The organism is Photobacterium sp. GB-56 (assembly GCF_003026105.1).
Taxonomy (GTDB): Bacteria; Pseudomonadota; Gammaproteobacteria; order Enterobacterales; family Vibrionaceae; genus Photobacterium.
Genome location: NZ_PYNW01000018.1, coordinates 15,950 through 35,461, shown reverse-complemented (window position 1 = coordinate 35,461; position 19,512 = coordinate 15,950). Strand labels below are relative to the sequence as shown.

Here is a 19,512-nt window from a genome sequence, read left to right as displayed (position 1 = left end):
AGGATTAACGATGGCTACAGGTAAGATCGTACAGATCATCGGTGCGGTAGTCGACGTAGAGTTTCCACAGGACTCTGTACCACAGGTATACGATGCCCTTCATGTTGATGCGAAAGAGAACGGTACACTAGTACTGGAAGTTCAGCAGCAACTTGGTGGTGGTGTTGTTCGTGGTATCGCTATGGGTACTTCTGATGGCTTACGTCGTGGTTTGTCTGTTGAAAACACAGGCCGCCCAATTGAAGTGCCAGTAGGTACAGCGACTTTAGGACGTATCATGAACGTTCTTGGTCAACCTATTGATGAGTGTGGTGAGATCGGTGAGCAAGAGCGTTACGCTATTCACCGTGAAGCACCAAGCTATGAAGATCAGTCAAACGTAACTGAACTCCTAGAAACAGGTGTTAAAGTTATCGACTTAATCTGTCCATTCGCTAAGGGTGGTAAGATCGGTCTGTTTGGTGGTGCGGGTGTTGGTAAGACCGTTAACATGATGGAACTTATCAACAACATCGCCCTAAAACACTCAGGTTTATCTGTGTTTGCAGGTGTTGGTGAGCGTACACGTGAAGGTAACGATTTCTACTTTGAAATGCAGGAAGCAGGTGTTGTTAACATCGAAAAACCTGAAGAATCAAAAGTAGCAATGGTTTACGGTCAGATGAACGAGCCACCAGGTAACCGTCTACGTGTTGCATTGACTGGCCTTACTATGGCTGAGCGTTTCCGTGACGAAGGTCGTGACGTACTGTTATTTATCGATAACATCTACCGTTACACCCTTGCAGGTACTGAAGTATCAGCACTACTAGGTCGTATGCCATCTGCCGTAGGTTACCAGCCTACACTAGCAGAAGAGATGGGTGTACTTCAGGAGCGTATCACGTCAACGAAGTCTGGTTCTATCACGTCAGTTCAGGCGGTATACGTACCTGCCGATGACTTGACTGACCCATCACCAGCAACAACCTTTGCTCACTTAGATGCAACAGTTGTACTTTCGCGTCAGATCGCATCGCTAGGTCTATACCCTGCGATCGACCCATTGGATTCAACATCACGTATGCTTGATCCATTGGTAGTAGGTCAAGAGCACTACGACATTGCACGTGGCGTTCAGAGTCTACTTCAACGTTATAAAGAGCTAAAAGACATCATCGCTATTCTTGGTATGGACGAGCTATCTGAAGAAGATAAGCAAGCTGTATCGCGTGCACGTAAGATTGAACGTTTCCTAACTCAGCCTTACCACGTAGCAGAAGTCTTTACTGGTGACCCAGGTATCTACGTAACGTTGAAAGACACACTACGTAGCTTCAAAGGCTTATTAGCGGGCGAATACGACGATATCCCAGAACAGGCATTTATGTACTGTGGTGCGATTGAAGACGTATTAGAAAACGCGAAGAAGCTGTAAGCTAATTAGGAGGCGACATGGCAGCGATAACTTTCCATTTGGAAGTAGTCAGTGCTGAGAAACGTCTGTTCTCTGGTCGTGCTGAAAATATTCAAGTAACGGGTAGTGAAGGTGAGCTAGGTATTCATGCCGGTCACACGCCACTACTTACAGCTATTACCCCTGGCATGGTACGTATTACCAAGCAAGGTGGTGAGGAAGATGTAATCTATCTTTCTGGCGGTATGCTTGAAGTTCAGCCTTCTGCAGTGACGGTATTAGCCGATACAGCTATTCGTGGTGTTGATTTAGACGCCGCGAAGGCAGAAGAAGCTAAACGTCAAGCTGAGGAGCGTATCCATAATCAGCATGGCGATATTGACTTCGCACAGGCAGCCAGTGATTTAGCGAAAGCTATTGCTCAGCTTCGAGTGATTGAACTAACTAAACGCGCACGCTAGTCTGACGCTAAAGTAATATAAAAAGCGACCATTAAGGTCGCTTTTTTTATTGCTAAAAATCTTACTGATTGATGTTGTTTGGGGATATTTATTATTACAAAAATGATTTTCGATTAAGACTTTTGCGAGGTACACCTGTTATTTCTTAGTGAGAATTAAACAATTACGCTTAAACCCAGTAAAACTTGACGGTACAATACCAATTAAATAACAAATTTATGCATCAAGAGGGACATCCCATCATGAGCTTCAGTGCTGTGATTTTAGCTGCGGGAAAAGGCACCCGTATGTATTCTAACTTGCCAAAAGTGCTTCATACTTTAGCAGGAAAGCCGATGGTCAAACATGTGATTGACACATGTAATGATCTTGGTGCGAAAAATATTAATTTAGTTTATGGCCATGGTGGTGACACCATGCAACAAGTATTGGCTCAAGAGTCAGTAAATTGGGTACTACAGGCCGAGCAATTAGGAACAGGACACGCGGTTAATCAAGCGACCCCGAACCTTGCTGATGATGAAAAAGCACTGATTTTATACGGTGATGTGCCACTGATTAGTGCACAAACGTTAGAAAACCTGCTTGATGCTCAGCCTGACGGTGGCATTGCCTTACTGACTGTTGTTCTTGATGATCCGAGCGGCTACGGGCGTATTGTGCGTCGTAATGGCCCCGTAGTTGCGATCGTAGAGCAAAAAGATGCCACTGAAGAGCAAAAGCTCATAAAAGAAATCAATACTGGTGTCATGGTGGCTAATGGCGGTGATCTTAAGCGTTGGTTAGCGGCGCTTAAAAATGATAATGCGCAAGGTGAATATTACCTAACCGATATTATTGAGATTGCCCATGATGAAGGTCGTGCCGTCGAAGCGGTACACCCTGTAAGCCCTATTGAGGTTGAAGGTGTAAATAACCGTATTCAACTTGCGCGCCTTGAGCGAGCTTTCCAAGCTCAACAAGCTGAGCGTTTATTAGAGCAAGGTGTGATGTTACTCGATCCTGCTCGTTTTGATTTACGTGGCGAATTACAATGCGGTACCGATGTTGAAATTGATGTTAACGTGGTGATTGAAGGCAGCGTGAGTATTGGTGATAACGTCGTGATTGGCGCCGGTTGTGTGCTTAAAGATTGTGAGATTGATGATAACTCAATTATCAGCCCATACAGTGTGATTGATGGTGCGACGGTAGGTGAAGCCTGTACGGTCGGTCCATTTGCTCGTTTACGTCCAGGTACGGAGCTTCAAGCTCAAGCGCATGTGGGTAATTTTGTTGAAATCAAGCAAACGCGTTTAGGTGAAGGCTCTAAAGCGGGTCATTTAACTTACCTTGGTGATGCTGAGATTGGTGCTAACGTCAATATCGGTGCAGGTACTATTACTTGTAACTACGATGGCGCGAACAAATTTAAAACTGAAATTGGCGATGATGTATTTGTTGGCTCTGATACTCAACTTATCGCCCCAGTTAAAGTTGCAAGCGGTGCAACTATTGGTGCCGGTGCAACGATTAATCGTAATGTTGGAGAAGGTGAGTTAGTGATCACTCGCGCACCCGCACGAACGATTCAAGGCTGGAAACGCCCAACCAAGAAGTAATTTTCAATTACGTTATCATTTTTAAAGCAGGAGTTTCTCCTGCTTTTTTATTGTCTATCTCCAAACCCCGCCCCTATATTCCTCTAGCTTTTCCATTCCAGTAGTTATTTCGAGAGAAAAATTATACCGAATCTGCGTATTTGTTATTGATCGATTAATTTTTAAAACGCTATACTAAGTTTCAAACTGAAACTTAATCTATCATTTCAAAACTTATGTCTAAACGTAATACGCAACAACGTCGCCATGCTATTGCAGCTATGGTTGGTATTGAAGGTGAAGTTAGTGTGGATACACTTGCCAGTCACTTCTCGACCTCTGAGGTCACAATTCGTAAAGATCTCGCGGCATTAGAAAGTTCTGGCTTATTGCTACGCCGATACGGTGGCGCCATTGCTATGCCGAGTGAAATAGTTGCAACTGGCTTAGAAGAAAAAGTTTCAGAACGAAAGTCAGCGATTGCGATTGCTGCCGCTGATCTGATCCGAGATCACAATCGCATTATCGTTGATTGTGGTAGTACAACAGCAGCATTAATTAACCTACTAAGCACTAAACAAGGCTTAGTGGTAATGACTAATTCTTTGCAAGTCGCGAATGCACTAAATGCACTTGAAAATGAACCGACCTTATTGATGACGGGCGGTACATGGGATCCGCATTCGGAATCATTTCAAGGCAAAGTTGCAGAATCCGTATTGCGTTCATACGATTTTGATCAGCTATTTATTGGTGCTGATGGCATTGATATCACGCGTGGCACAACCACCTTTAATGAGCTGACGGGGCTAAGTCGAGTGATGGCGGAAGTTTCTCGCGAAGTGGTGGTAATGATTGAGTCTTGTAAGGTCGGACGAAAAATTCCGAATTTAGAGTTAACGTGGCAAGGGATCGATACTTTAATTACCGATGATGGCATGAGTGATGCTGATACTGTTGCGATAGAACAACAGGGTGTGCGCGTGATTCGTGCCTATAGTGAATAATAACAAGTTATAAAGGATAGCAGTTATGTGTGGGATTGTAGGTGCGGTAGCACAACGTGATGTAGCAGAGATCTTAGTAGAAGGCTTACGTCGATTAGAATATCGCGGGTATGACTCAGCAGGTCTTGCCGTTGTTGATGAACAATTTAAATTACAACGCTTACGACGTATGGGGAAAGTTCAAGCCTTAGCTGAGGCGGTTAATGAAACGCAAGTTATTGGTGGAACGGGGATCGCGCATACACGTTGGGCAACACATGGCGAACCCTCAGAAGCTAACGCCCACCCTCATGTCTCTGGTGAGCATATAGCGATTGTTCATAATGGGATTATTGAGAATCACCAAGCATTGCGTGATCTATTACAACAACGAGGTTATGTGTTTCATTCTCAAACCGATACTGAAGTAATTGCACATTTAGTTGAGTGGGAACTGCGAACTGCCGATTCTTTATTAGCCGCTGTGAAGCAAGCTGTTGCTCAACTAGAAGGCGCTTATGGTACCGTAGTGATGGATAGTCGCGATCCGGAACGTTTGGTTGTTGCGCGCTCTGGTAGCCCGTTGGTGATCGGATTAGGTGTAGGTGAAAACTTTATTGCGTCTGATCAATTGGCTTTGCTGAATGTGACTCGTCGCTTTATGTTTTTAGAAGAAGGTGATGTTGCCGAAGTCACCCGTCGTGATATTCGAGTTTATAATCAACAAGATGAGTTGGTTGAACGTGAAGTCACCGAATCTCATATTCAACATGATGATACGGATAAAGGTCATTATCGTCACTATATGCAAAAAGAGATCTTTGAGCAGCCAAGCGCTCTGATCAATACCATGGAAGGCAGGATCCGCAACAATCGCGTGATCTTGGAAAGTTTTGGTAATGAAGCGAAAACGATCTTTGATCATGTTGAGCATATTCAAATTATTGCTTGTGGTACCTCCTATAACGCGGGCATGGTGGCACGTTACTGGTTTGAATCTATTGCAGGAATTAGCTGTGATGTTGAAATTGCCTCTGAATTTCGCTACCGCAAATTTGTTACCCGTCCAAATAGCTTACTGATCACCCTTTCTCAATCAGGTGAAACAGCAGATACCTTAGCGGCACTGCGTTTAGCAAAAGAAAAAGGCTATATGGCTGCGATGACAATTTGTAATGTTGCAGGCTCATCTTTGGTACGTGAATCTGATTTAGCTTTTATGACCCGCGCGGGGGCTGAAATTGGGGTCGCATCAACTAAAGCGTTTACTACGCAGTTAGTCGCATTATTAATGCTTGTAACTGCATTAGGTAAGCAGCAAGGTACGATTGATAATGAGCAAGAAGAAAAAATCGTTCATTCACTACAGCAATTACCAAGCTTTATTGAGAAAGCATTAACGCTTGATAAGTCGATTGAGCTATTGGCTGAAGAATTCAGCGATAAACAACATGCATTATTTTTAGGTCGTGGTGAGTTCTACCCGATTGCTGTTGAAGCTTCACTTAAATTAAAAGAGATCTCGTACATTCATGCAGAGGCTTATGCGGCTGGTGAATTAAAGCATGGCCCACTTGCGTTAGTTGATGCTGAGATGCCTGTTATCGTGGTGGCACCTACCAATGATTTATTAGAAAAGCTCAAATCTAATATTGAAGAAGTACGTGCTCGCGGTGGCTTACTGTATGTGTTTGCCGATAGTGAAGCTGGATTTGAAGAGACCAGCGGCATGAAAATCATGACCATGCCCAGTGTGGATGAAATCATCGCACCGATTTTTTATACCATTCCGATGCAGTTGTTGTCGTATCACGTGGCTTTAATTAAAGGTACTGATGTTGATCAGCCTCGTAATTTAGCCAAAGCGGTGACTGTTGAGTAATGTCAAATGAGAAAAGGCGCAACTTGCGTCTTTTTTATCGGTACTCTTGATAACGTTTACCGTGTTGCGAAATAAAAAAATGCCTGATTATCCATACGATGTGCGATTCAAATTAAGAATAAAAGTCTGCTTTGATTTTATCTTATTGAATATTAAGAATTAAAAAAAATGAAAAATTGGCTCATCATCTGCACTGCAACAAATAGTGAAGCGTTCTTCACTATCTGATTGGAGAAGGTGTATGACAGAGCCAAAGACAAAGATTGCCGCTAGGATCAAGGAGGCTCGTGAATGGAAAGGATTAACCCAAGTACATATGGCCCAGCAGTTGAAAGTCGCTCGCCAAACGTATCTTGATCTAGAGACCGGAAAAACAGAGCCTAAAGTACGATTATTGTCTGAGATCTCGGAGATCACTGAGAGGCCATTAACTTGGTTTGTTTATGGTGATGAAGGGATTGAAATTTTAGAAAGTGAGTATAAGGAAGAAATTGATCGCTTATTGCAATTTTTTAGTCACTTGCCACATTCTGCTCGCCACGTTATTTTGCAGCAATGTATCAACTTAGCGAGTTTTATGGCGGAATACACCCGTGCTTTAACACATAAAAATAAGTAGCGAATAACGATTTTCCTTGGTGCCTACTTAATTGTTCATTTCGATCTTTTTATTGTCTATCTTTGATGACAGTGAATATGGCGTATCACATTTTTGTACTAGCACCCATAGACATCTATTTTAGCGAAGAATAGTTTAAACAAAGTTTATGGGTTTAGTGCGGTATAAATGTCGATGATGAGTGAATATAGTGTTGAGCGTGAGATTAATAACGCAATAACAGAAATAGCGCATATTGCACAAAAGATTCGAGAAGCGAGAGAATGGAAAGGGGTCACTCAAGTGAGTATGGCTAAGCAGCTAGGTGTTGCTCGTCAAACTTACCTTGATGTAGAGTCGGGGAAAACAGAGCCTCGAATATTAATGCTAATGAATATAGCAAAGATAACAGGGCGTCCTTTGCATTGGTTTATTTCAGACGACAGTACACCTGAATATGGTGATATCAATCGATTATCAGTTATGTATGCGCAGGTACCTTCTCCTTTACGCCAAAAAATGATCGAACAAAATATTAATTTGATTTCCTGTTGCCTTGAATATGTTTCAAACAGTCGTTAATCATGTTGATTGTTATAAAAAAAGCAGCGATTACGCTGCTTTTTTGTTAGGGACTATTCATTACTGAGCAAGAAAAAACTTATAGGCTGGATTTTCTGTTTCGTCTTTCCATTGATAGCCCAATTCGCGTAAGTGGCTAGTAAATGACAGCAAATCTTTGTCTTCAAGTTCAAAGCCACATAAAACACGACCATAATCTGCCCCATGATTACGATAATTAAATAAGCTAATATTCCAATGACAACCAAGGGTATTTAAAAAGCGAATAAGTGCACCTGGGTATTCAGGGAACTCAAAGCTATATAAACGTTCTTTAAGCGGTTTTGATGGCCTACCCCCAATCATATAACGAACATGGACTTTCGCCATTTCGTCATCAGATAAATCGACCACCGGATATCCGCCTTTTCGCAGATCTTTAATGATGCCATCAAGTTCTTCTTGGCCTTGCATTAAACGCACACCGACAAAAACATTGGCCAGCGCATCATCGTTATAACGGTAGTTAAACTCGGTTACCGCTCTCCCCCCAATCAAATGGCAGAAATCAAGAAAAGCCCCAGGACGTTCAGGGATCGTAACGGCTAATAACCCTTCACGTTTTTCACCTAACTCACAACGTTCTGAAACATAGCGTAGACCATGAAAATTCAAGTTTGCGCCTGATAAAATCGCAGCAAGTTGCTGGTCGCGGATTTGATGCAGCTCGACGTATTTTTTTAGCCCAGCAAGAGAAAGTGCCCCCGAAGGTTCAGCAATCGCGCGGGTATCTTCAAAGATATCTTTAACCGCCGAGCAAATTTCATCACTGCTGACCGTGATAACATCATCAAGGTATTGCTGACATAAACGGAAGGTTTCACTACCAATACGTTTCACAGCTACACCATCAGCAAACATGCCGACTTGATCTAATGTGACTGGTTGGCCTGCATCAAGCGCTGCTTTTAAACAGGCAGAATCTTCAGCCTCAACCCCAACCACTTTAATTTCAGGTAGTAGCTGTTTGAGTAAAACGGCAACGCCTGCCGCCAAACCACCGCCACCAACCGGTACAAAAACACAATCAAGATGACCATTTTGTTGCACCAACTCAATACCAATTGTGCCTTGTCCTGCGATCACCGATGGGTGATCGAAAGGCGGAATAAAGGTATAGCCGTGTTGTTGCGCTAATTGTTCGGCATAGCCCTTAGCTTCATCAAAATTACTGCCATGCAGCACGACAATACCACCAAAACTACGTACCGCATCCACCTTGATATCAGGTGTCGTACGTGGCATCACAATCGTGGCTTTAACCCCGAGTTGCTGGCTCGATAAGGCTAAACCTTGTGCATGATTACCCGCAGAGGCTGCAATCACTCCTGCCGCTTTTTGCGGCTCAGTCAGCTGCGACATCATGTTATAAGCGCCACGTAACTTAAACGAGTGAACCGGCTGGCGATCTTCTCGTTTTAGTTGGATCTGATTTGTAATCCTTGCGCTCAGACGAGACATATTTTGCAATGGGGTGACTTGTGCCACCTCATATACTGGCGCTCGAAGGATATTGCGAAGATAGTCGGCTCCGCTAAGTAGCACTTCATCCGTGGCCTGTTTCACTTCGCTCATGATGATTATCCTTCTAGTTTAGACTTATCGCGCACTGCGCCTTTATCTGCACTGGTGGCGAGGTTGGCATAGGCTTTTAGGGCAAAAGAAACCTGACGTTCACGATCGACAGGCTTCCAACCGCGTTGGTTTGTTGCTTCACGACGTGCCGCGAGGGTTGCATCATCGACATTGAGCTCAATGCTACGGTTTGGAATATCAATGGCGATAATGTCGCCATTTTCGATCAGGCCAATCGTGCCACCGTTTGCTGCTTCAGGCGAAACGTGACCAATAGATAGGCCACTGGTACCGCCAGAGAATCGACCGTCAGTGATCAACGCACATTCTTTGCCAAGACCCATAGATTTAAGGTAAGTGGTCGGGTACAACATTTCTTGCATACCAGGGCCACCTTTAGGTCCTTCATAACGAATAACCACGACATCGCCTGCTTTCACTTTACCTGCAAGAATCGCTTCAACAGCGGTATCTTGGCTTTCAAACACAACGGCAGGACCTGTAAAGGTTAAGCAACTTTCATCAACGCCTGCGGTTTTAACAATACAGCCATCAAGTGCCATATTGCCTGACAGTACAGCAAGACCGCCATCTTGGCTAAAGGCAAACTCTTTACTACGAATACAGCCATTTTCTCGATCATCGTCAAGCGTTTCCCAACGGCAATCTTGCGAGAATGCTTGCGTGGTTCGGATACCCGCAGGGCCTGCGCGGAAGAACGTTTTAATTTCTTCTGAATCCGTTACTTTAATATCGTAGTGTTTGAAGCTTTCGGCAAAGGTTTCACCCAGAATATTGTGACAATCGTTATGGAAGAGACCTGCGCGATCCAGTTCACCTAAAATACTGTAAACGCCACCTGCTCGGTGAACATCTTCCATATGATATTTCGGTGTTGATGGTGCAACTTTACAGAGGTGTGGAACAATACGAGACATGCGATCAATATCGGTCATGGTGAAATCAATTTCACCTTCTTGCGCTGCGGCTAAAAGGTGTAAAACGGTATTAGTTGATCCCCCCATTGCAATATCTAATGCCATCGCATTTTCGAAGGCTTTCTTATTGGCAATGTTACGTGGCAGTGCTGATTCATCATCTTGCTCGTAGTAGCGCTTCGTCAGTGCCACAATACGTTTACCGGCATTAATAAATAGCTGCTCGCGATCTGCGTGTGTTGCCAGCATCGAACCGTTACCCGGTTGGCTTAAACCTAATGCTTCGGTTAAACAGTTCATTGAGTTCGCTGTGAACATACCAGAGCACGAACCACAGGTAGGACAGGCGGAACGTTCGATCTGCTCACTTTGTTCATCTGACACTTTAGGATCGGCACCTTGGATCATTGCATCAACCAAATCGAGTTTGATCACTTGCTCTGAAAGCTTGGTTTTACCGGCTTCCATTGGTCCGCCAGAAACAAAAATAACCGGAATATTTAAGCGAAGTGATGCCATTAACATTCCAGGGGTGATTTTGTCACAGTTTGAGATACATACCATCGCATCGGCACAGTGGGCATTCACCATGTACTCAACAGAATCTGAAATAAGCTCACGTGATGGGAGTGAATACAGCATACCGCCATGCCCCATCGCAATGCCGTCATCAACAGCAATGGTATTAAACTCTTTGGCAATACCGCCCGCTTCTTCGATTTGCTTTGCGACTAATTGACCGAGATCTTTTAAGTGGACGTGACCGGGAACAAATTGGGTAAACGAGTTCACAACGGCAATAATCGGCTTACCGAAATCTTCATCTTTGACGCCAGTGGCACGCCAAAGCGCACGAGCACCAGCCATATTTCGGCCATGGGTTGTGGTTGCAGAACGGTATTTAGGCATAACAGAAAATCCTTTTTGAGCACTGTCGCTAATGCATTAGCGACAGTTTTGATATGTATTGGTTGGGTTGTGAAGGGCAATTACTTTTGTGGATAAACGTAATCTAACCAGCCCCATTTATCTTCTGTTTCACCATTGAACAGACCGAAGTAAGCGGCTTGCAGCTCTTTGGTGATAGGGCCTCGTTTACCTTCACCGACGGTAATTTGATCCACACTGCGTACCGGTACGATTTCAGCTGCTGTCCCTGTCATGAAGATTTCATCGGCAAGGTAAAGTGCTTCACGAGCAATGTTTTCTTCACGTACTTCGTAACCCCGTTCTTTAGCTAGGATCATAATCGTGTCACGGGTGATGCCGGGTAAAATTGCGCTAGTTGTTGGTGGTGTTGAAAGAATGCCGTTACGAATGACAAAGATATTTTCGCCAGCGCCTTCTGATAGATAACCATCAACACTTAATGCGATCCCTTCTGCGTAACCATGGCGACGTGCTTCGCTACCAACCAGTAGTGATGATAGGTAGTTACCACCTGCTTTTGCAGCCGTTGGAATGGTATTTGGTGCGGCACGATTCCAGCTAGAAATCATCGCATCAACGCCATTTTCCAGTGCTTCTTCACCTAAGTAAGAGCCCCAAGGGAAAGCGGCAACAATCAAATCCATTTTTGTATCAACGGGAGGACAAACCCCTAGGCCAACATTCCCCACATAACCCAATGGGCGAATGTAAGCAGAATCGAGTTTATTGACTCGGATCGTTTCACGGCAAATTTCCATTAGTTCATCGCAGCTGTATGGGATTGGGAAGCGATAAATTTTTGCTGAATTTTTTAGCCGTACCATATGTTCTTCATGACGAAAAACGGCTGGGCCTTTTGGCGTGTTGTAGCAACGGATCCCTTCAAATACTGAAGTACCATAGTGCATTGCGTGGGTTAAAACGTGAACATTAGCATCAGCCCAAGGCACTATTTCACCGTTAAACCAAATGTAATCTGCTGTATTTGCCATGTTGAATTCCTTTCTAAAATTTAATCCAGTAACTGCAGGGGGGAAGTCTCTACACTGATGATGTCCCACAGTTTTTCAATTTGGTTGATAAGCGTCGATATAGGACGAGTACTATCGACGATAATTTCGATTCTGGCTATCTTGCTGTGATGATTTTGTGTTGCATCGACTTTTTTTATGATGAAGCCTCGATGGCGGATCACACGTAAAATTCGCTCAAGTAATACAGGCTTATCATTAGCGGTAATGTTGAGTAAATATCTTTCCATTAGGTGTTCTCCAGCATATCTTGGTTTGCAGCACCCGGTGGAACCAGTGGCCATACATTTTGTTCTTCATCAATTAGCACATGCAGTAAGTAAGCGGTTTTACTGGCGAGCATTTCTTCCAGTGCAGGAACCACTTCTTCTTTGCGAGTAATGGTTTTTCCCGGAATATTAAACGCTTTAGCTAACATCACAAAATCAGGGTTATCATCTAGGATGGTTTCACTGTGGCGACCATCAAAAAACAGCGATTGCCATTGACGTACCATACCTAAGCGCTGGTTATTGATAAGTACCATTTTGACGGGAATACTGCGGCGCTTTAAGGTTCCCAATTCTTGTACATTCATCATAAACGAGCCATCACCAGAGATCAGAATAGATTGATCATCAGGACGGGCAACACTGGCTCCCATTGCCGCTGGCAAGCCAAAACCCATGGTGCCAAGACCGGCTGATGTAATGTAGTTTTGTGGCGCACGAGGTTGAATATGCTGTGCAGCCCACATTTGGTGCTGACCAACATCAGTCGATATCATGCTGCTATCAGGCATCATATCTGATAATTGTTTAAGCAGTAATGGTGCGTAAATCAGCTCGCTAGGATGGTCATAGCGCCATTTACCGATTTTACGAATATGTTCACTGTGAGTGAGCCAACGGCTGATATCTTGGCTCAGCTCTAACTGAGGCAAAATAGTATTAATATCGCCACGTAATGGCGCATCAGCATGACGTAATTTACTAAATTCAGCCGCATCAATATCAATATGAATTACTTTTGCGTGTGGCGCAAAGGTATCCAATTTTCCGGTTACGCGATCATCAAATCGGGCGCCAACCACAATTAATAAATCCGCTTCTTGTACCACTAGGTTGGCTGCTTTTGTGCCGTGCATACCAAGCATGCCAAGGTAATGGGGATCATGGCGTTCAATAGACCCTAAGCCTTTTAAAGTACTGACCGAAGGCATTGGATTAAGGTTTAAAAATTGACGTAACGTATCGGTTGCATGGGCAATTTGCACCCCACCACCGACATACATTACGGGACGATGACTTTGATCTAATAATTGTTGCGCTGCAGTGATAGCTTCACTATTAACCGTTGGAACCGCTGGTGGTTCAATTGGGGGGAGTAATTCGGTTGGCGCTTGTGCAAGCTGTACATCTTTGGCTATATCGACAATAACAGGGCCCGGACGACCGGCTTTAGCGACTACGAATGCTTCAGCAAGGGTTGGTGCAAGTTCATTGATATCGGTGACCAGATAGCTGTGTTTGGTACATGATAAAGACATCCCAATCACATCCATTTCTTGGAAGGCATCGGTTCCAATATGGGTGCTGGCAACTTGTCCAGTAATCGCAACTAGGGGGACTGAATCCATAAAGGCGTCAGCAAGTCCAGTGACGAGGTTTGTGGCACCTGGACCTGATGTTGCCATACAGACAGCGACATCTTGGGTGGATCGGGCCATACCAATAGCAGCCATTGCTGCTCCTTGTTCGTGACGGCAGAGGATATGCTCTACTCCACCATCATATAACGCGTCATAAATTGGCATGATGGCACCGCCTGGGTAACCAAATACGGTTTTGATACCCTGCTGATGCAGCGCTTTTACGACTAATTCTGCCCCTGTCATCGCAGCTCCTTGCTTGCTTTGCGAGATCTATTTGAGATGATAACGATTACTCAAATCCATTTGTTGAAAAAAGCCCCCGAACTTCTCAGTGCGGGGGCTTTTTGTTTGCGTCTTTGCGCTACTTTGCGCCAGCAAATCCCCGCTGCGGTGACATAATCACCACAATGACTTTAATAATGAGTACGAGGGATGTTGTTAAGCGCATGTATATTTGTCCAACTTTTGTTGTCTAGTTGTTGCTATATGTTAGTGGTAACACAGACATCTATCGCATGACAAGCAAAAACTGTGGTTTTTTTAGCAAACGAGCTGCATTTACAGGCATCTTATGAAACTAAAAATAAATATTTCATTAACGAATGTTTTTTTATCTCAGTGAGGTGATGGTTCATGACGCTTGCGATTGTTCATAGTCGAGCTTGTGTGGGAGTGCAGGCTCCACCTGTAACGGTAGAAGTCCACTTAAGTAATGGGTTGCCAAGTTTTACATTAGTAGGGCTACCTGAAACTACGGTAAAAGAGGCTAAAGATCGGGTTCGAAGTGCAATTATTAATGCGAATTTTGAGTTCCCATCACGACGTATCACTGTCAACTTAGCCCCTGCTGATTTGCCTAAAGAAGGAGGGCGATTTGATTTACCTATAGCGTTAGGTATTTTAGCGGCATCAGGTCAGATCCCAACAGATAAATTATCAGAGCATGAGTTTATCGGTGAATTAGCATTATCGGGAGAGTTACGACCTGTAAAGGGGGCACTGCCTGCGGCTTTAGCTGCATTAAAGGTGAAGCGTTGCTTTGTGGTGCCTGACAGTAATGGCGATCAAGTGGCTCTCGTCGGTAAAGAGGTTCATAAATCAGCATCCAATCTATTAGCCGTTTGTGGCTATTTATGCGGTCAACAACAATTAGCATTAAATTTTAGTGAGCAGCTTAAAGAAACAGCGGCTCCTTTAGAGCGAGATATGCAAGATATTATCGGGCAGCAACAAGGGAAACGTGCGCTAGAAATAGCCGCCGCAGGCGGTCATAATGTTTTGTTCCTCGGTCCTCCGGGGACGGGAAAAACTATGTTGGCATCAAGGTTATGTGATTTACTGCCGCCGATGAGTCATGAGGAAGCGTTAGAAACCGCGGCCGTCACCTCGCTCACACCACAATCCTTACACCAAGGAAATTGGTTAAAAAGGCCTTTTCGTACGCCACACCATTCGAGCTCTATGGCGGCATTAGTGGGCGGTGGTTCGGTACCTAAACCGGGAGAAATATCGTTGGCGCACAATGGGCTTTTATTTTTAGACGAGATGCCTGAATTTGAACGTAAAGTTTTAGATTCTTTACGCGAGCCATTAGAGTCAGGTCATATTGTGATTTCTCGTGCGACCAGTAAAACAACGTTTCCTGCGCGATTTCAATTGATCGGTGCGTTGAACCCAAGCCCTTCTGGGTATTATGACGGTAACCAAACACGTACCAACCCACAGGCGATATTACGTTATTTAAGTCGGTTGAGTGGCCCATTACTTGATAGGTTTGATATGTCGATTGAGATCCCTGCTCTACCCCGAGGAACGTTAACTAAAGGGGGAGATCGAGGTGATTCAACAGTAACGATTAAAGCGCGGGTCGATCATGCTCGTCAGCTAATGTTGACTCGCAGTGGTAAGGTGAATGCGCTGTTATCGACGCGAGAGTTAGAGCAGTATTGCCCACTTCAGCAAGCTGATGCGGCATTTTTAGAAAATGCGCTTCATCAGTTAGGTTTATCGGTACGAGCTTATCATCGAATCATTAAAGTGGCGCGTACGATAGCGGATTTGGCGGGAGAGCCTGATATCTCTAGAGGGCACTTAGCGGAAGCGTTAGGCTATCGCGCAATGGATAGGCTGCTTAAGCAGATTAATAGCCAAGTTATATAACAAAAAGTGTCGTTATTTGGATAATAAAAAAGGGCATTACAGCCCTTTTTTATTTTTAGATGAGATTACTTTTTCAGTAAGTAGTTTACTAACTCAAAGTATTCGTTCGCTGATTTGATTTTACCTGTTTGTACAAGGTACTTGTTGTTAACCACAACAGCAGGCACACCGGTTAGGCCTGCATCTTCAAAGGCTTTATCAGAACGGCTTACCATTGAATTTACTGCAAAGCTATTATATGCACCATCAAATTCAGCCGCAGGAACTCCCTCATCAATGAAGATTTGACGCACTTCTTCTTCATTACGTGGTGGCTTGTTCATGGTGTGGATACGGTTAAAGAACACCGGTACCATTTTATCTTGAACACCTAATACCACAGAAGTCGCGAAGGCTTTACTCATTACTTTACCCATTGGGCCGCCCATAAATGAAACATGCCTTTTTTGGAACTTTACATTTTCAGGCAATTTAGTTTTTAGCTGTTTGATCATAGGTTCAAACTGATAGCAATGCGGGCAGTATAAAGAGAAGTACTCAGTCACAATGGGGGTTTCAGATTTTGGTAGATCGAGAACTTTGTAGTAATCACCTTCAGTAAATTTTGCGGCGTGCACTGAAAATGATAGTAACGCTGCACTAGCTAGCGTGAGTAACTTCTTGAACATTGATATAACTCCCTGATTATCCTTATCACGGTTATAAATATAACCTGAATTTTTATGTTAATACGTTTTTGTGTTTACCACTGTGGCATGAGTTGTAATGGTGCATCATGCAGCGAGGCAATTTGTTCTTTGAATGCAAGAACTTGCCCTTCCCAGTATTTTGCATCAGCAAACCAAGGGAATGCACGGGGAAATGCAGGATCTTGCCATCGTTTTGCTAACCATGCCATATAATGCACCATTCTAAGACCGCGTAAAGGCTCGATTAGTTGCAATTGACGTTGATCAAAATCTGCAAATTCACCATAAGCTTCAAGTAACGTATCCAGTTGGGCTAGTTGATCGGCGCGCTCACCGTTTAATAGCATCCATAAATCTTGGACAGCAGGACCATTACGGGCATCATCAAGATCGACAAACATTGGGCCATCACGCCATAAAATATTACCTGGGTGACAGTCACCATGAAGACGAATCGCTTGCCAATCAGACGACCAATGCTGTTCAAGGTTTTTAATCAGTAGATCAAGATCGGCAAAAAAAACATTCTTAAGATGATCGGGTATAAACTGACTGTGCTCTAATAATTTTCGAGGCTGATAGACGTATTCATCCAGACCCATGGTTGGACGGTGTTGAAAAGGCTGGCGTTGCCCCACGAGATGAATGCGACCTAAATAGCGACCGACCCATTCTAATTGGTCAAAATTATCGACTTCAAATTGTCGACCGCCGACACTTGGAAATAAAGCAAAACGATGACCATTAAAGGTATGTAGTGTTTTCCCATTGATATTTAGAGGTGCGGCAACAGGAATTTCATTGTCAGCCAATTCTTGTGTAAATTGGTGCTCTTCTTCAATTTGCTCATCACTCCAACGTTCTGAGCGATAGAACTTGGTGACATAACGTGCGCCATCTTCTGCTTTAAACTGGTAGACCCGATTTTCATAACTATTGAGAGCCAGTAATCCTGATTCTGCACGAACATCAATGCTATCTAAGGCATCAAGTAGCAAATCAGGTGTGAGATTCGAAAAACAAAAATCGTTTTTTTCCATGAAACAGCCTTAAAGATGGAAATTAAGGCTGCAGTTTACCTTAATCTTGAGATAACGAGAATTCAGGGGTAGATCTCTCCCGCCCTAGCGAACATGTGTTGTCATTAGTTTAGCGAAGACGACGAATAAATCGAGTGTCGGCGCTGAGTGTTAACCATTAATATGTATCACGCTTTGTTAATAACATAATTGTAACGCAAGGCGATGGTTCAGCCTAAAATCAGTGCTTAAACTGGTGGTTTGGGCACAAAAAAGCCAGTGAATATTCACTGGCTTTTAACGTTAAATAATAGTGAGATTATTTAATAATACCGCGAGCGCGTAAGATAGCGGTTTTGAAATCATCTTCACAATCTTTTGCAAGCCCAGGGATCATGGCGTCTTTATCACTGTTACGCATCTTCAAATGATAAATCAGTACATCATCAGTGAGTGACTCTAATGGGCCGTTATACTTTGCTTCTTCAGCCAGCTTTAATAAAAACTCCACTAAATTTAGATCAGGATCTTTTTGCCATTCAGGATGAAGCAGTTCGATGAGCTCATTGACGCGATGCGTTTTCATAGTGACTCCGTAGTTGAGGCTGAGTGATCGTTATTACGAGCAAATTGTCATAGTTTTAATAGGGGTAAATTATAACAAAGCACACGGGGTTACAATCTGTTGTGCGGTGTTGTAATGACAAAACGAAGTAAAAAAAGCAGCCGAAGCTGCTTTATCTCAATCGCTTTATTATCATTACGCGATATTTTGCTTGGCGATTAATGACTGTATTTGAGTCTCTAACTCATCACGCTTTAGTTTTATATCGTTATTCGTCAATGAAATCTCAACAACGGCTGTCTGTTTCGTTTTAAAATGTGGAGCATGAGCCGTTGCACGAAGGCGTGAAGGGCTACGAGGGGTACTTACATACCTGACGGGAGATGCTGGTCGCATAAATCACCTGTTGTCAGGCTCATCCATGGCCGGAAGTTAGCAAGCTGATCGCTGAAGGGAAAATTCCCTACTGGGTTTACCCCATCCATCAGTATATCGCTTGGTTGTTAATTAGTTTGCGCTGAGAATAACAATAGCAATTTTAAAAGTCGAGTAAAAAGTAGCCGCTAAAATGCTAAGATTGAAGCATTAAGATGGTTGATTAAGCATGCCGTAAAAAAAGAATAGTAAAAGTGCTTTCGCTTGGCGTATTCAGATCCGTTTATGTTGTAATACGATGTGTGTATTACACTGCACATATTTTATGGAATAACCATATTATAAAAGAAGCCTTTGGAGAGGATGTATGGAGCAAGAGCAGCAACGCATTGTTGCCAACCGAAATTTATCTTATCGATTAGCTGAGTCTATAGGCCGCCGTATTTTGGCGGGAGAAACAGCGCCTGGTGATATTTTACCGGGTGAAGTCGAATTAGGTGACATGTATGGTGTAAGCCGTACAGCTGTTCGTGAGGCAATCAAAATGTTGGCTGCCAAAGGAATGGTGTTGCCTCGGCCACGTATTGGTACACGCGTGATGCCGAAAAAGAATTGGAACTATCTTGATCAAGATTTACTGGCTTGGTTAGATTTTGATGCCGATTCTGAATTATTAGAGGAATATCAACAAGCGCGTTTAATGTTAGAGCCAGAAGCGGCAGCATTAGCAGCTATTCACGCAACAGATGAGGAGCGTAAAGAGCTACAAAAGCTGTTGGCTGAAATGCATGAAATGGGCGATAACTTCGATCAAGAACATTGGATTGAAGTCGACACACGTTTCCATCAACTGATTTATTTTTCCTCTGGAAATCATTTTATTAGTCCGTTTGGTAACTTGTTTAAAGCGGTATTTGAAAACTACTTCCGTGTTGTTACGCGTGAACGTATTTTAAAACTTGATGCTCACCAACAAATCGTTGATGGCATTATTGCTCGCGATCCAGATGCTGCTCGACAAGCCACCTTATCACTACTACAAAAATAATAACTAACGGAGTATTGCTTATTTA

The 19,512-nt window shown here is 43.6% G+C and carries 18 protein-coding genes; 9 read left to right on the top strand and 9 right to left on the bottom strand.

Features of this window, described 5'->3' with window-relative positions; translation table 11 throughout:
- The first annotated feature begins 10 nt into the window (after positions 1-10).
- The 7 genes from atpD (at position 11) to C9J42_RS18420 (ending at position 7,485) form a co-directional block, all read left to right on the top strand.
- Complete coding sequence (atpD, locus tag C9J42_RS18450) at positions 11-1,417, top strand: F0F1 ATP synthase subunit beta (protein ID WP_107208084.1); 1,407 nt, start codon at positions 11-13, stop codon at positions 1,415-1,417.
- Positions 1,418-1,434: 17 nt separating this feature from the next.
- Entirely contained in the window at positions 1,435-1,857 is a 423-nt protein-coding gene (locus tag C9J42_RS18445; protein ID WP_005372333.1) for a F0F1 ATP synthase subunit epsilon, read from the top strand.
- 242 nt (positions 1,858-2,099) lie between these two features.
- The gene (gene glmU, locus C9J42_RS18440; protein WP_107287979.1) at positions 2,100-3,458 is read left to right on the top strand and encodes a bifunctional UDP-N-acetylglucosamine diphosphorylase/glucosamine-1-phosphate N-acetyltransferase GlmU; all 1,359 of its coding nucleotides are present in this window, start codon (positions 2,100-2,102) and stop codon (positions 3,456-3,458) included.
- Positions 3,459-3,673: 215 nt separating this feature from the next.
- Positions 3,674-4,444, top strand: coding sequence for a DeoR family transcriptional regulator (locus tag C9J42_RS18435; protein WP_107287978.1), 771 nt, complete (start codon positions 3,674-3,676; stop codon positions 4,442-4,444).
- Between the two features lie 25 nt (positions 4,445-4,469).
- Positions 4,470-6,305 carry a glutamine--fructose-6-phosphate transaminase (isomerizing) gene (glmS, locus tag C9J42_RS18430; protein ID WP_107208080.1) on the top strand — a complete coding sequence of 612 codons (1,836 nt, stop codon included), beginning with the start codon at positions 4,470-4,472 and terminating at the stop codon, positions 6,303-6,305.
- A 241-nt stretch (positions 6,306-6,546) separates the two neighbouring features.
- Positions 6,547-6,924, top strand: a complete 378-nt coding sequence (locus C9J42_RS18425) for a helix-turn-helix transcriptional regulator (protein WP_107208079.1) — start codon at positions 6,547-6,549, stop codon at positions 6,922-6,924.
- Between the two features lie 168 nt (positions 6,925-7,092).
- Positions 7,093-7,485: a helix-turn-helix transcriptional regulator gene (locus tag C9J42_RS18420; RefSeq protein WP_107208078.1), complete on the top strand. Its 393-nt coding sequence runs from the start codon at positions 7,093-7,095 to the stop codon at positions 7,483-7,485.
- Positions 7,486-7,545: 60 nt separating this feature from the next.
- On the opposite strand, the gene ilvA is transcribed toward C9J42_RS18420, so the two are convergent.
- From ilvA to ilvG, 5 genes are all read right to left on the bottom strand, one after another.
- Positions 7,546-9,099 (bottom strand): threonine ammonia-lyase, biosynthetic, encoded by a 1,554-nt coding sequence (ilvA, locus tag C9J42_RS18415; protein ID WP_107287977.1) that lies wholly within the window; start codon positions 9,097-9,099, stop codon positions 7,546-7,548.
- A gap of 5 nt (positions 9,100-9,104) precedes the next feature.
- Complete coding sequence (gene ilvD / locus C9J42_RS18410) at positions 9,105-10,946, bottom strand: dihydroxy-acid dehydratase (RefSeq protein ID WP_105061266.1); 1,842 nt, start codon at positions 10,944-10,946, stop codon at positions 9,105-9,107.
- Positions 10,947-11,026: 80 nt separating this feature from the next.
- The gene (gene ilvE, locus C9J42_RS18405) at positions 11,027-11,959 is read right to left on the bottom strand and encodes a branched-chain-amino-acid transaminase (RefSeq protein WP_107287976.1); all 933 of its coding nucleotides are present in this window, start codon (positions 11,957-11,959) and stop codon (positions 11,027-11,029) included.
- A 20-nt stretch (positions 11,960-11,979) separates the two neighbouring features.
- Entirely contained in the window at positions 11,980-12,228 is a 249-nt protein-coding gene (gene ilvM / locus C9J42_RS18400; protein WP_005372349.1) for an acetolactate synthase 2 small subunit, read from the bottom strand.
- Positions 12,228-13,874: an acetolactate synthase 2 catalytic subunit gene (ilvG, locus tag C9J42_RS18395; RefSeq protein ID WP_107287975.1), complete on the bottom strand. Its 1,647-nt coding sequence runs from the start codon at positions 13,872-13,874 to the stop codon at positions 12,228-12,230. Before ilvG ends, ilvM begins: the two co-directional genes overlap by 1 nt.
- A gap of 390 nt (positions 13,875-14,264) precedes the next feature.
- Here ilvG and C9J42_RS18390 point away from each other — a divergent pair, with 390 nt between their 5' ends.
- Positions 14,265-15,791, top strand: coding sequence for a YifB family Mg chelatase-like AAA ATPase (locus tag C9J42_RS18390; protein ID WP_107287974.1), 1,527 nt, complete (start codon positions 14,265-14,267; stop codon positions 15,789-15,791).
- 65 nt (positions 15,792-15,856) lie between these two features.
- On the opposite strand, the gene C9J42_RS18385 is transcribed toward C9J42_RS18390, so the two are convergent.
- The 4 genes from C9J42_RS18385 to C9J42_RS18370 all read right to left on the bottom strand — a co-directional run bounded on the left by C9J42_RS18385 (position 15,857) and on the right by C9J42_RS18370 (position 18,460).
- A complete protein-coding gene (locus tag C9J42_RS18385) occupies positions 15,857-16,459 on the bottom strand; it encodes a thiol:disulfide interchange protein DsbA/DsbL (protein WP_107208073.1) in 603 nt (200 codons plus the stop codon).
- 74 nt (positions 16,460-16,533) lie between these two features.
- Positions 16,534-17,520, bottom strand: coding sequence for a serine/threonine protein kinase (locus C9J42_RS18380; RefSeq protein ID WP_107208072.1), 987 nt, complete (start codon positions 17,518-17,520; stop codon positions 16,534-16,536).
- A 298-nt stretch (positions 17,521-17,818) separates the two neighbouring features.
- A complete protein-coding gene (locus tag C9J42_RS18375) occupies positions 17,819-18,085 on the bottom strand; it encodes a YihD family protein (protein ID WP_005372361.1) in 267 nt (88 codons plus the stop codon).
- A 174-nt stretch (positions 18,086-18,259) separates the two neighbouring features.
- On the bottom strand, positions 18,260-18,460 hold the full coding sequence (locus tag C9J42_RS18370) for a hypothetical protein (RefSeq protein WP_107208071.1): 201 nt from the start codon (positions 18,458-18,460) through the stop codon (positions 18,260-18,262).
- A gap of 346 nt (positions 18,461-18,806) precedes the next feature.
- On the opposite strand from C9J42_RS18370, the gene C9J42_RS18365 reads away from it, so the two are divergent.
- Complete coding sequence (locus C9J42_RS18365) at positions 18,807-19,487, top strand: FadR/GntR family transcriptional regulator (RefSeq protein ID WP_107208070.1); 681 nt, start codon at positions 18,807-18,809, stop codon at positions 19,485-19,487.
- Positions 19,488-19,512: the final 25 nt, after the last annotated feature.